This is a genomic window from Mesorhizobium sp. WSM4847, from assembly GCF_055811335.1.
The window spans coordinates 1-13,545 of the sequence record NZ_JBVVPY010000032.1 but is presented as its reverse complement, the minus strand read 5'-3'; the positions used below and the strand labels follow the sequence as shown (position 1 = coordinate 13,545).

At 58.6% G+C, this 13,545-nt stretch carries 13 protein-coding genes; 7 read left to right on the top strand and 6 right to left on the bottom strand.

Annotation, left to right across the window (positions count from 1 at the left end; translation table 11 throughout):
• Positions 1-244 precede the first annotated feature (244 nt).
• From AC0L28_RS30925 to AC0L28_RS30895, 7 genes are all read left to right on the top strand, one after another.
• The gene (locus AC0L28_RS30925) at positions 245-1,336 is read left to right on the top strand and encodes an aminotransferase-like domain-containing protein (protein WP_473482100.1); all 1,092 of its coding nucleotides are present in this window, start codon (positions 245-247) and stop codon (positions 1,334-1,336) included.
• Positions 1,337-2,383, top strand: a complete 1,047-nt coding sequence (locus AC0L28_RS30920; protein WP_473482098.1) for a succinylglutamate desuccinylase/aspartoacylase family protein — start codon at positions 1,337-1,339, stop codon at positions 2,381-2,383.
• A complete protein-coding gene (locus AC0L28_RS30915) occupies positions 2,380-3,423 on the top strand; it encodes an alpha/beta hydrolase (RefSeq protein WP_473482096.1) in 1,044 nt (347 codons plus the stop codon). The genes AC0L28_RS30920 and AC0L28_RS30915 overlap by 4 nt, the downstream gene beginning before the upstream one ends.
• Before the next feature lie 59 nt (positions 3,424-3,482).
• Positions 3,483-4,706, top strand: a complete 1,224-nt coding sequence (locus AC0L28_RS30910) for an ABC transporter substrate-binding protein (protein WP_473482094.1) — start codon at positions 3,483-3,485, stop codon at positions 4,704-4,706.
• Positions 4,707-4,711: 5 nt separating this feature from the next.
• Entirely contained in the window at positions 4,712-5,509 is a 798-nt protein-coding gene (locus AC0L28_RS30905; RefSeq protein WP_473482092.1) for an MBL fold metallo-hydrolase, read from the top strand.
• A gap of 47 nt (positions 5,510-5,556) precedes the next feature.
• Positions 5,557-6,669, top strand: coding sequence for an alpha/beta hydrolase family protein (locus AC0L28_RS30900; RefSeq protein ID WP_473482090.1), 1,113 nt, complete (start codon positions 5,557-5,559; stop codon positions 6,667-6,669).
• A gap of 266 nt (positions 6,670-6,935) precedes the next feature.
• Positions 6,936-8,417: an alkaline phosphatase family protein gene (locus AC0L28_RS30895; RefSeq protein ID WP_473482087.1), complete on the top strand. Its 1,482-nt coding sequence runs from the start codon at positions 6,936-6,938 to the stop codon at positions 8,415-8,417.
• A 152-nt stretch (positions 8,418-8,569) separates the two neighbouring features.
• Here AC0L28_RS30895 and AC0L28_RS30890 read toward each other — a convergent pair whose 3' ends face one another.
• The 6 genes from AC0L28_RS30890 to AC0L28_RS30865 all read right to left on the bottom strand — a co-directional run.
• A complete protein-coding gene (locus tag AC0L28_RS30890) occupies positions 8,570-9,109 on the bottom strand; it encodes a GNAT family N-acetyltransferase (protein WP_473482085.1) in 540 nt (179 codons plus the stop codon).
• A 35-nt stretch (positions 9,110-9,144) separates the two neighbouring features.
• The gene (locus AC0L28_RS30885; RefSeq protein WP_473482083.1) at positions 9,145-10,281 is read right to left on the bottom strand and encodes an aminotransferase-like domain-containing protein; all 1,137 of its coding nucleotides are present in this window, start codon (positions 10,279-10,281) and stop codon (positions 9,145-9,147) included.
• Positions 10,282-10,311: 30 nt separating this feature from the next.
• Positions 10,312-10,947 (bottom strand): CDP-alcohol phosphatidyltransferase family protein, encoded by a 636-nt coding sequence (locus AC0L28_RS30880; RefSeq protein ID WP_473482081.1) that lies wholly within the window; start codon positions 10,945-10,947, stop codon positions 10,312-10,314.
• Between the two features lie 148 nt (positions 10,948-11,095).
• Complete coding sequence (locus tag AC0L28_RS30875) at positions 11,096-12,304, bottom strand: pyridoxal phosphate-dependent aminotransferase (RefSeq protein ID WP_473482079.1); 1,209 nt, start codon at positions 12,302-12,304, stop codon at positions 11,096-11,098.
• A gap of 35 nt (positions 12,305-12,339) precedes the next feature.
• Complete coding sequence (locus AC0L28_RS30870) at positions 12,340-13,149, bottom strand: phosphocholine cytidylyltransferase family protein (RefSeq protein WP_473482077.1); 810 nt, start codon at positions 13,147-13,149, stop codon at positions 12,340-12,342.
• A 152-nt stretch (positions 13,150-13,301) separates the two neighbouring features.
• Positions 13,302-13,545, bottom strand: a 244-nt coding sequence (locus AC0L28_RS30865; protein WP_473482075.1) for a hypothetical protein, incomplete at its 5' end; no start/stop codon positions are given.

Below are 13,545 nucleotides of genomic sequence, written 5' to 3'. Positions count from 1 at the left end.
CCTTATATTCCGTGCAAACCCTTTCCCACTCGTTCTTTGGAAATTTGTTCAACCCGCACCATTTGTTTTTTGTGGTTTTTTTTTGGGGGGGGGGGGGGGGGTTTCCCCCCCCCCCCCCCCCCTGTACATCCAAAATCGCTCGCTGATGGCCTGCATTACAATTGCAGTCCACCCCTATTGTTCGGAAAGCCTGCTGCTCATCCCACAACGACGCCCAACAAAGAAAAACGCTAGGACGAATGAAATGAATCCGATCAATATGAGCGGGAACCTGCCCCCGCTCGTCCCCCATGTATTTGACGATATCTACCGCGCCGCGATCGCCCAGGTTCTGGATGAGGGATCCCCAAATTCACTGATAGGCGCCCATCAATTCTGCGGTTCGGAACGCGACCGGACCGCCGGCGCGATATTTGCGGCTCTGCGGCTCCCGGAGATTCCGTCCGCGGATCGGGTGGTTGTCGCCAATGGGACGCAGAGTATTTTGTCCATGCTTTTGCATAGGCTCGTCGGTAAGGGCGGCTGCCTTGCTATTGAAGCGTTGAGCTATCCGACGATGCGCCAGTTCGCCGAGATGTTCGGCTTTCGCCTCAGCGCAATACCGATGGACGATGAGGGAATCGACCCCGGGGCCTTCGAGGCGATCTGCCGTAAAGATGCGCCTTCCGCCTATTATGCTCTTCCGACCCTGCAGAACCCGACAACGGCCGTGATGAGCGTCGAACGGCGACAAGCGATTGCCGAAAACTGCCGCCGCTACAATGTCGCTATCATTGAGGACGACATCTACAGTCTCCTGCCGCGGGATATTCCGCCGCCGCTCTCGTCTTTCGCACCGGAACTTTCCTGGTACATCCTTGGCACCGCCAAATCCATGGCAGCCGCACTCAAGGTTGCCTATGTCATCGCGCCTAGAGCAGAGGATGTGCCGAAGCTGTTCTGGCCAGGGGCACGCGCGACCTATTGGATGTGCGCGCCGATCAACGCAGTCGTCGCGACCAGACTGATCGAGGGCGACGGGGCTACCCGCATCATCGACGCGGTGCGCACGGAAACGCGCGAGCGGCAGGCCCTTGTTGCGCCCCGTTTCATTGGCGCCGACATCCGTACCATGCCGGAATGCCTGCATGTCTGGCTCAATCTTCCGCAAGAGCGCCCGGCGGAAAGGTTCGTCGAGTTGGTGGGCTCCCTCGGGGTCATTATCAGTCCCAGCGCCACCTATGCCTTTGGAGATGGCACACCGCCAAATGCCATCCGCTTTGGAACCGGCACGGCCCGCGATCGAGCCACCTTTCAACGCGGCTTGGATGCGATCATCCAGGCCTACAATTGCTGAGTGACGGACGTGGATAAAACGCCAAAGACTAAGATCTGGACTGACCTCGACCTGGACGCGGACGGCAAGCACGTTGGATATTTCCGGCTGCCGCTTGCTGTGTACGACCGATCCGGAGACGAGGTTGGGTACAACTTCGAGGCCATCCCCGTGGTTACAATTCGCAACGGCGAGGGTCCCGGTGTCCTGCTGATGGCAGGGAGCCATGGCAACGAATACGAAGGCCAGATCATCCTGACGAAGCTGATCCGGCAGTTGGAAGCCGAAAACGTTCGTGGCCGGATCATCATCCTTCCAGGAGCGAATGCTCCGGCGGTTCGCGCCGACCGCCGCAATTCACCCCTCGATGATGGAAACCTCAACCGCAAATTTCCTGGTGATCCCGATGGCGACCCCACGTCAATGATTGCCCATCTGATCGAAAGTGAATTGCTGAGACGCGTTGACTTTGCCTTTGACCTGCATTCCGGCAGTCTTAGCATCGAATACCTACCCTGTGCTGTCATCGCTAGCCCATCCGATCCCGGCCGCATGGGCGATGCTCTCGATCTCCTCCGTGTATTCGGCATGCCAACCGGGATGATTATTGACCATTCAACGGGCGGTGACAGCGCACTCATTGGCGCCTGCGAGCGTCAGGGTGTGCAGCATCTTTCGTCCGAATTAGGGGGCGGCGGGGGCGTGTCTCGTGCAGCACTTGATTTCGCGGAGCACGGCGTAATGCGGCTCCTTCATCACGTCGGCGTGACGAGAAAGCCGCTGACGGAGCGGCCGCCGCTCGACTGCGAGCTGCTAAAGCGTGTTCCAAGCCGGGACTACATCTACGCAGAAACCAGCGAGCGTGGCCTGTTTGAGCCATTTGTTGGCCTTGGGGATCGGGTCGAGGCGGGTCAGACGACTGGCCTCATTCATTTCACGACAGCGCCCTGGCGTGAGCCACAGCCGGTGATCGCCAAGTCAGGCGGCGTCATCCTTTGCCGGCGGATTCCGGCCAGGACAGGCCTCGGCGACTGTGTCTTCGTGCTTGGCAAGGATTGGACGTCATGAACAGCCATAAATTCAATCACGATCAACGAGATCTGCAAAACTGGCCGGACTTCGATTTTGTGCCGGACGCAAACGATCCCGCGCTCGATGCGGATATGGCAGCTGCCATGGCGAAGCAGGAGGAATTGCAGCGGCATGCCGGCGGCCTCCCCGTTACACTCGAGGATAATCGCCGACAGCAAAGGCAACTCGGCGGATTTTGGAGCGAGGGAGCGCCCGAAATCACCCATTTCGATGACCTGGAGATACCCGTTTCCGATGGAACGATAGCGGCGCGACTATATCGCCCAACGCAGCAGAACACTCCCGTGCTCATTTACCTTCATGGCGGCGGCTGGTGCCGGGGGTCTATTGCTTCCGACGTCTGCACATGTCGGCATCTGGCTGCAAAGTCCGGCTTCGCGGTCCTGTCGCTGGACTATCGACTGGCCCCGGAAAATCCCTATCCGACCGCGCTTTCTGACGTGCTCGCCGCGATGCAGTGGTGCCGACAGGCAGCGGTCACATGGAATCTCGACGCAGAAGACGTCTTTCTGGGCGGCGGCTCGGCGGGAGCAAATCTTTCTCTTGCCGCCGCCATCAAATGCCGTGACGACGGCTTGCCGGGACCGAGCGGGCTCGTGCTGTTCTACGGCTGGTTTCAGTGCACGGACTTCGACACGCCCAGCCACCGGGCCTTTGGTGATGGCCGTTATGGCAATTCGACACAGCGGCTTCTTGGCTATGCTGCGCACTACGTCGCCAATGGTGCACTGCCCTCCGACCCATACATTTCCCCACTCAGAGCAGCGTCTCTCGCCGGCCTGCCGCCGATGTGGCTCGGTGTCGCTGAACTCGATACCCTCAGGGACGAACAGTTGGCGCTTGCAGAACGCGTTACCGCAGAAGGCGGGCAGGCCCTGGTCCGTCGATACTATGGTTTGGTCCACGGTTTTGGTGGACGGACCCGAATGGTTCCCCGTGCGGTTGCAGCGATCACAGATGCTGCTGAGTTCGTCAAAAGGACCGCTACTCCCGCAACGTTTCGTGAAGCCGACTAGCGGGACGAAACTCATCAAGGACTTTGCTTCGCAACCCTACCACTCCTGGAGCTGCCGCCATGCCGTTTCGATCTCTCCGCCTCCTATTGCCGTTGTTGGCGCTGACCGCCAGCGCCGCTTACGCGGAAACGCTCAATGTTCTCTACGTCAAAGGGTCGTTCCCAGAGGAGATCGTCGAGCCGTTCAAGAAGGCTCATCCAGACATCAATGTGATCCTGCAGACACCGGCCACGGATTATGACGACCTGACAAAGCGCCTGCTCCAGGACAGTATCGTCGGCGATACGCCGGATATCGTCTTCCAAGGCTACAACAACTCGCGGCTTACCGTTCAGCGCGGACTGCCGGTCCCGCTTGAACCGATTCTCGCGGACGATGCAGACTGGATCCACGAAAATTATGTGGCGAGCTCCAAGAAGCTATGCCGACACGATGGTAAGCGCTACGGGCTGCCTTTCATCGTGTCCGTCCCGGTCATTTACTACAATGCCGCCCTCGTGAAAGCCGCCGGTGAAGACCCGGACCATTTTCCCGATACCTGGGAAGGTATTACCGCACTTGCGGGCAAAATCAGCGCCACTGGCCACAACCGGATCGGCGGGTTCTTTGACCATGCTGCGACCGGCAACTGGACCTTCATGGCTTTGATCGATGCCCAGGGCGGGCACATGATGTCGGCTGATGATCAAAAGATCGAGTTCGACGGCGCCGAAGGCCAAAGAGCCCTCGACGTCGTCCAGATGTTCGGCAAGACTGGACAGATTGATATGCCGCGCACGCAGGCTTCTCAGGGTTTTTCCGCCGGGTCCATCGGGATACTCGTGACGTCGAGCGGTTTTCTGAAGAGTTTGATGAAGCAGGCCAACTTCCCGGTGCGGACTGCGCCGTTTCCGGTCTCCGAAAACGGCCACCTCCCAGCAGGTGGCAATTGCATGATGCTGCTCAGCACGGATCCGAAACGGCAAGAAGCGGCCTGGACCTTCATGAAATACATGGCGAGCCCGCAGGTGCAGGCGGACGTATTCGAAGCAACGGGTTACCTGCCGGGCAATCGACTGGGCGCCGCTGGTCCTCTCAAAGAGGCTAAGCCCGACGACCCGAGGCTCGTCTCCGTAGCAGCTTCTGCCAAGGCTGAATCATGGTACTCGTTCCCCGGCGAAAACTCACTTCGTATTACCGAAACCATCAAGTCAATTCTTCAGGATGTCGCAACTCTGCGTCTAAGCCCGGAGGAGGCTCTCCCGAAGATGCGCAGCGATGTTCAGGCTCTCCTGCCGAGGTGAATAAAATGACAGAAAACCCTTTCTTGCAGGTGCGTTTCCTCGGTGTCGCGGCCTACGAAATGATTACTCAAGACGGCCGTCGGGTGCTGCTCGATCCGTTTTTGACTGGCAATCCGACGTGTCCTGCCGTACCGGAGGAATTCGATCAGGTCGACCTCATTCTGGTGTCCCATGCTGCCAAGGACCACCTTGGTGACACGGCACGAATTGCGCTGAAGTCCGGTACCCCTGTGATTTGCGGGGGCGAGGTCCGCGCCTATCTTGAGGCCCATGGCGTTCCGTCGTCGCAGATCCGCGTGACTGCATGGGGCATGCGATTGGAGGTCGCCGGCTTCGAAGTGCAAACTCTCGAATGCCGCCATTGCTCATTTACCACCCTGCCCGACGGCACCTTTGTCTCCGGCATTCCCTTGGCGTTTATCCTCGACCTAAACGAAAACATCCGGTGGTACCATCCGGGCGACACGTCCCTGTTTCATGACATGAAATTGCAAGGTGAGTTGTACCGTCCGACGATCGGATCACTTGGGCTCGCGAACCCGGCAGGTATACCTTCCAACGCTCCCGGCAAAAAACTCACGACAGACCTTTCTCCCCGCGAAGGGGTCCTGGCGGCGCAATGGTTGGGTCTGAACACGGTTTTGCCGTGTCATTATACAAGCCTGGACGATGACTTGGTTCGCGCATTCATGCTCTGCATGGAGGACGCCAAGGTTAAAGGCGAGGCCGTGCCCGAGGTTCTGCTCCTCGAGCCTGGCGAGTGGCTTCGCATCGCAGCTGACGGATCGGTGCATCCCGTCTGACACGCCTTGCTTCGATCGATATTTGAAAAGCACCAACGGACGACGCCATGGGTTCTCAATCTGAACTGCAACAACTGTTTCCTGGAGAGCATCGACACGATTGCGTAGGTGTTCCTGTCCTCTCTTATGCACGCCTCGGCGATCCGAAGAAGCCACTCGTTGTCTTCCTGCCCGGCGGTGGGGTGCTCGCTCGTATTGTTTATGGTCATCCACAGGGCCGTAGAAGCGACTTTCTTGACTACTGGCTCGAGCAGCAAGGGTGGGGTCTACTCACCGCGAGCTATCCCGGGGATCACTCACTGTTCTCCGAACCAAAGCCAGATCTCAAGCTAGAGGAATGGGCCTCGGCGCTCGCGGAACTTGTTGCAAAGGCAATCGGCGAAGTTGGCAGCCGCCCAATTATCGCATGCGGCTGGAGCATGGGCGGCAAGTTGGTTTTTGCCTTTACCCATGAGTTGCGCCGTCGCAACCTCGCACTCGAATGTTTCGTCTCGCTCAGCGCCACTCCACCCTTTCCGCGCCTCGACGGCGTAGGGGCGCCACCCGAGAGCCTTCTATCAAATGGGCTCTGGAATCTTTCGGTCGGAACCCGGGATGGGTGCACGCGAGACGAGCGCTGGCTGGAAGAACTTCTCGCGATCGCGGAAGTGGAAGGGCAAACCATCATCGAACCGGCACTCTTCCGGGACCTTTATCGCACGAATGTCCCCCCGAGACTTTGGGGGCCCGAGCTTGACCCGTTCTTCGAAGGCGAGCAGCCATCAGAGCTTCCCGATGCGCTTCGCGCGGCAGGTGTATTTTCGGGCGACGACTATCCGATCTGCGCGGCAATCATTCCGGTGGATGCGCGGGACTATATTCACGCCTTCTCGGATGAGGTGGTCTGGGGAAGCATCACGGTCAAGGGTCTTCTACGCAACGTCCTGCCGAAGCTAGCGCCATTGCGGCTCTCCGCGCATGACTGGATGCGCCTGCGCGACAGCGTTGTCGCTGCTCCGCGGCGGCTGTCCAGACATTTGCCAGGAGGGCATTACTTCTTTCTCGGAGCACATGGCGCGAGAGCCACTATGGCTCATCTCGTCGAGCTTCATGACGAGGTGCAACACCTTGACGCCTTTTTCAAAACGTTCAAAAGCTTGGAAATGCCTCATGAAGGCTAGCCCCGACTTTGATCCAATCGAACTCGAAATTAGCCGTCTGCGAGTCCAGACCTCGGTGATCGGCCGGTACCGTCTTCGCCGGGGGAGTAAGTTCCAAGGCCCGGCTGTCGTTGAAGAGGTGCCCATGGAGGCCTGACAGCATTGTTGCCGGCCTCGTCGTCTGTTCGATGCCGACAACCGATCTCCCCTTATCTCCACTATCCATACTTCTGAAGGTCGGCGGCTGATTTGGGTCCAGCAATCATCAAGTTTCGGATAAAGACAACATGCATCCTCCCCGCTTTCTCGTTGTGAGCTTCGACGGTCTTCGTCCCGATCTCATCTCCCCGGAATTGACGCCCAATCTTTGCCGCCTGCAGTCGCTTGGCGTCACGCTGTCGGAGCACCGAACAGTCTATCCGAGCGAGACGCGCTCAGCATTTCCCAGCCTCGTCACCGGCGCCACCACCGGACGGCACGGCATGGTCGGCAACAAATATGTCGATCGTTCGATTTCGCCGCCGCGCTATATCGATACGTCGGATGCTGTGCTCCTGCGCAAGCTCGATCTCGAAAGCGGCGGCAAACTGATGTCCGTGCCGACGATGGGCGAAATTCTCGCTTCAGTAGGCCGAAGCCTTGCCGTGCTGGCCACGAACACGCCGGGCACGACGCGCTTCTTCCATCATAAGGCGGAGGATTTCGGGCATGTTCGTCTCTCGGGACATTTCCTGGAGGCATGCACACCCGATGATGTGTTGGCGGAAGCTGAAGTCCTTGTTGGTCCGCTAACGCCGGGGCCGCCCAAGATCGAGCCGGACGAGGCTGGGCAGGACTGGATCACGTCGGCCTTTCTCGAGGTGGTCTGGCCGAAGCATCGGCCGGATGTGACGATCCTTTCCTATGGCGAGCCTGATGTCACGTCGCATTTCCATGGAACGGGAGCCCAGGCGACTCGGGGCATCATCGCTCACTGCGACCGGCAGTTTGGCCGTGTTCTCGACTGGTGGGAGGCGGAAGGCCGTGCCGAAGGCATACAGATCATCGCAGTCTCGGATCACGGTCATATCACCGGCCATACACGTGTCTCGGTGATCGACAGCCTGCGGGACGCCGGCTTCCGGCCAGGCGTCGCCCCGGCGCCGGAGATAGATGTCGTGGTGGTGCCCGGACAGGTGGGCGCGCTCTATCTCGCCGAACCCACTGACGAACAGATCGTGCGGCTTGTGGCGACGATCACCAGCCAACCGTGGTGTGGACCGGTCTTCACACGTGAGCGAAATGAGATCGACGGAATAGCACCCGGCAGCCTTGGCAACCATCTGGTCCTTGCCGATCACCCGCGCGCACCAGACGTCTCTTTTTCCTTCCGGGCGGATGACAGTGTCGACCCCTTTGGCCTTGACGGGGGAACCTTCTATGATAACGACCGCCGCACGGGCCTAGGCGTCCACGGCGGATTGCATCCGAAAGAACTCGCTGCCGTCGGAATTGTCGCCGGTTCGGCATTCCCAGCGCCGGGTTCCGTCTCAATGGTTCCATCGGGCATCTGCGATTTTGCTCCGACCATTCTACACCTTCTCGAAATTGCGCAGCCGGGCACCATGAGCGGGCGCGTTATGCGCGAAGTTATTGAGCCGGCAGCGCAATCCGGGCAGAATATTCGTGAACAGGCCTTCGAAGCCACGCTCGGCGGATTCCGCCAGGTTCTTCGGCGTGTCCATGTTGGAAGCACTATCTATATTGAGGGCGGAACGGCGGAAGCGTAAGCCTGTCCTGTTTCGCTGAGTGAATAGCCGCTTAGCCGTCCCGACTGTCCGCCTTTCCAGCCAGACGGACCCTTGGCAACCGGATTGGATTTCGTCTGCTTGCGCATACCCACGATTCCCCGAAACGGGCCGTGTTTGTTTGAGCGCTTTGTTCAGACACGGCGTTCAATTTGGTAGTGTGGTTGAACGTCGGGTGGTTTCCGTTCTCCGCCCACTTGCAAAAACCCGTGCCGAAGATAGAAACCCATCGCCGTCGATCGGCCGTTGGCCCATAGGTGTGTGGCGTCTCTTCTGCGAAGCGTCCTTAGGCCGTGCTCGAGAACTGCAGATGCAAATCCCTGATTACGAAAGTCGGGATGCGTGGCCATGGCTCGCAGGCGCCAAGAAGAGCCTTTGTTTTTCAGTGGTTTGCTGGTGGATTGATTCTCACGCAAGAACGTTGCGACAGAAATGATCGTGTCGCCAAGAAAGGCGGCCAGGTGAAATTGTTCGGCCGCATAGGAATATGCTGGTGCCGGTCGTGCACGAGCGGGCAACAGACCGATCCGTCGGACTTCCTCGCAGTCGACTTCCTCGACAAGCCCGACATGAAGCGCATCCTCTGTCATGTACATTCGGGGGAACACGGGTATGAACGAGGCCGACCTTAGGCGTTGATATGTGGGATCCGACAGTTCCTCGTTGATGGGCATTTTTTCTCCCATTGCATTCGTCTTTTGGCTGGGCGTCATTGAGTTAAATTGCCAACGACCTCAAGGCCGCGTGTTAGAACCGGGCGATTGCTCGGGACTCCAAGACCGATGCGAAAGCGCTCGGGACTTGAGTCGGAATCGACTACGAAATTATTTCCCGAACCGATGCCGACTCCGTGATCTCGACATCGGAGCATCAGTTCGTCGAGCGACAGTCCGGGCGGCACCTGAAGCCATAGGTGATAACTGGAGGGATGGCCGGTGCCTGGCGCGAGATGTAGGATTTCCGTCGCGAGCCTGCGGCGTTCGGCGGTCTCTTGCCGCACGGTTGACAGGATTTCTTCGGAGGTCGACGTCTCCAGCCATCGGGTCGCAATTTCGGCTACGATCGGCGCAACCATCCAATTGGTGGTTCGTACGCTAGGCCAAAATACCTCAGATAGGGCTCCTCCGCTCGGGCCGACGACGTAGGCAATGCGGAGTTGGGCGGCAAGCGATTTGCTGAGGCCCTGAATATACCAGCTCCGCTCGGGCGCATATGTTGACAGGGGCGGAGGCGCAATTTCCGGAAGCACGCCATAGATGTCGTCCTCGAAAACCTGGAGATCGGTGTCTCTGGCAATCTGCGCGATCGTCGCGCGGCGTCCGGGGGACATGATCACCGAAGTCGGATTGTGAATCGTCGGCATGCAATATAATGCGCGCGCTTTCCTGCCTTCCTGCCGGCAAACACGCAGAAGGTCGTCGGGGTCAACACCTTCATGGTCGATACGGACGCCCCGGAGCTGAATTCCGAGAAGCTTCGCAAGGGGCTTGATGGCTGGGTATGTGAGAGATTCTGTCAGCAGAATTCCGCTTGGACCCACGTGTTTGGCCATCAACATGATCAGTGCACTTTGCGATCCGTTGGTAAGTGTCGTTGTTTCCAAAGACGGCGGTGCGCCCAACCGTCGAGATAGCCACTTTGCGCCAGCGAGACGATCGCGCTCCGATCCCGAGAATCGAGGAAAGCGGATGGCCGTAGCCACATCCGTTTCGATGATCGCGTCTAACGTGGCCTTCAAGCGATCGTTAATGATCAGACTTGGCGGAGGGAAGTTTCGGCCGAAGTCGATGAGATCTGACTCTAGCGTATTTCTTGATGGATCCACCATTGGCAGGATTTTGTTCATAGTTTCCTCCGCTGTGTCCTCTTCCGTATCTCACCATTTGCCGAAGCCCGTGTTCAGCTCGCCGAAGATCGCTAAAGCGACAGACACGCATACGGCAACAGCCGAGGCGACTGGCACGGCCTTGCCGCGAATTGCGGGTACTTGAACGGGTGTTGCCAGATGAAGCGCCGCAAGAACGATGAACGCGACGCACAGCGGCGTTGCAAACATTCCATCCGGAACGGCCGGTTTGCTGAGCAAGAAGATAGCCAATAGCGGCGTGTCGTAGGAGACGGGAATTCCCTGAAACCGGCCGTCAGATGTCAATCCAACATTCGCGAAATAGCTAAGCCGGATTGCGCCGGCCATTACCAAAGAGAGGACAGCGATAAAGGACAGAAGGCTTCCATTGCCGATCAAGACGATGACGATGGACGGAAACAGAACGCCGTGAATGAAATCGCCGAACCCGTCAAAACTCTTCCCAAAATCTGCCATGCCCGGCCGCCGGCTGTTCTTTGTCTTGCGGGCGACATGGCCGTCCCAGTGGTCCAGGAACCACATCCAGAGCATCGATGCGGTACCGAGCTCAATATGGCCGTTCAGCGCCAGGAAAAGTCCGAGGATCGCGAATAGATAGCCCGCTGCCGTAATGGCATTGGCATAGTCTCGAAGGTAGATCAGCATCGGGTACTCCCTCGACAGCTCTTGTGGCGGCGCCCCGGGCGCCATCGGCCCGCGACTGGAAAAGGATGAGCGTGCGATGCGGCGCGTGATTCCAGAGTGAACGCTATCCGCTACGTGCCTTTGTCAACTCGGTCTCCAATTGCTTCGATCAGGCCGCCGCCTGACGGCTTTTCAGGCCATTGAGTGCAGCGACGACTTTCTCCAAGGCCGGTTCGAGTTTTTCCGGTGGCGCTCCGAATGAAAGCCGCAGTCCTGTCTCGTCCCCGAACGTGGTTCCGGCGACCGAAGCGACACCTGCTTCCTCAAGAAGGATTCGGGCAATATCGTCTACCGTCCGAATTGAGGTAGTCCTCGGCAGCTTGGCGAGAAGCGGCGCGAGATCGAGATAGAAGAAGAATGAGCCATCGGCACGCGGTGGCGCGACGTCCTCCAGCTTGGAAAGGATTCTTAGCCCCGCCTTCCGCGCAGCGGCGAGGCGCTGATGCATCTCCCGCTCATAACTGCCGTCGCCGGCTTCGAGGTGATGCAGTATGGCGTGTTGAGCAATCACATTCGCATTCGACGTCGTATGGCTCTGAAGCTTCTTGGCCGCAGCGACGATTTCGGGTGGTGCCGCGAAATAGCCAAGGCGCCACCCGGTAATGGCCAACTCTTTGGAGAACGCATTGACCAGTATGGCTCGTGAACGAATGCCCGGATGAGCCATAGTGATCGACTGATGACGATCACCGGTGAAAACGAAATTGGAATAGCATTCGTCGGAAAGGATCCAAAGATCATACTTTATTGCGAGATCACCGATGGCCTGGAGGGTCGCCCGGTCGTACACCGCTCCCGTCGGATTATTCGGGGAGTTGATGATAATCGCCGCGGTCTTTGGTGTTACGGCGCCACGGATGGCGCGGATTTCGGGAACATAGGAAGGCGGCCTGGCGTCCACGAAGACAGGCTTTGCGCCCGCCAGAAGGATCTGCGATGCGAATGTCGGCCAGCAGGGACGAACAATGATGACTTCGTCGCCTGGATCGACGAGCGCCAAGGTGGCATCAAGCAAGCCCTGTTTCGCGCCTGCAGTGATGACGATGTTGTCGGTATCCCACGCAAGCCCGGTTTCGGTCGACAGCTTCTCGGCAACGGCTCTGCGGAGGGACGTCAGGCCAATGGATTCAGTATAACGGTTTGCACCGGCATTTATGGCGGCGATCGCGCCTTCGCGAACCGAGGCCGGTGCCTCGGTGATCACCTCGCCGGCGGCAAGGTCCGCAATCTCGCGACCTTGGGCTGCCGCTGCCCTTGCGGCTTCCCGAGCTGCCGCGGTCCCCGATCCGGAAAGGAGAGAAATTCGTTGCGCTAACATGTCTGTCTCCTATCTGTTGCCCGCCTCTGCTCGGTTCAGCATGCAGAACCCGCTGCCAGGGGTTGGGCTTCCGTTAGGCCGGCCTCTGGCGCGAAGATCCTTTCGGCGATCAAAAGATCCTCCTCGCTGTCGATCTCATACCATTTGAGATCGTCGCATCGGGCAGCCGCGATCTGCAGGTCCTTCTGCTGAACCAGCTGAGATAGCAGCTCCTCAACGTAGGATTTGACGGCGCCGGCGCCGATGAGATCATCGAGATGCGGGATGACAGTTGTGCGCAGATCCTCGCCGGAAAGGCGGATGAGATTAATGGTCTTGAACAGCTGCTGTGAACCGTCCGTCAGGTTTGCAGCGGTCTGCCCCATCCGCACTTCGGCGATATAACCGCGATCCGTCAGGACCACGGCGGAACCTTCCATGGATGCGTCGAACGGGGCGACGGCTACGACATTCTTGGCCTCGCCCATTGTGAGGTAGCGAAGCGCGTCCGGCTCGAAAAAGACATCACCTTCGAGAACATAGGTATCGCCGGTCAAAAGCGCGTGACGCGCCAACCACAGCGAATAGGCGCTACCGGTTCTGTCGAAAACATTCGATTCGACATAACTGATTTTGATACTTCCGAAGCAGTTGCCGCAGGAATATTCGATTGCGTCCTTGCGATAGCCGACGACGATAGTGACCTCTTCTACGCCAACAGTCTCGAGGCTTCGCAGCGCGTTGTGGAGAATCGGAGTGCCATTGACTTCAACCAGGGGCTTTGGCCGCAAGGCAGTCAGCGGTCGCAGACGCGAGCCGAAGCCAGCGGCGAGAATAACGGCTTGCCTAGGAGAGTTATCGGTCATTGATTATTCCTTAGTACGATGCTGGGCGGAATATTCGTGGCTCCTACGCGCTGAAGCCATCAGCGAGCCAGTGCAGGCCGGGTTCGGACTTTCAGCGCAATGCATAGAGCTGCGCTCAGACAGATGCAGCCCGAGCCAAGTTGGGATAGGGATCAACGCCCCTGCGGACGATCATCCCGCGGATCGTCGGGAACAAATCGCTCCAGATCTTCCATAGCCGTCAGAATCGACGATCTCCTGGCCGGCATCGCTGGCAGCCCTGGAGGCGGCCGCCCCGCCGCCGCGATCCCCGACGATTTAACCAAGTTTGTCCGTTGCACCAACATGCGCGTCTCCATCCATTCTTTTCGAAGGAACCTCTCGCTGCGGTCCTTGGCCGTCCACTGCCCGCGGAAG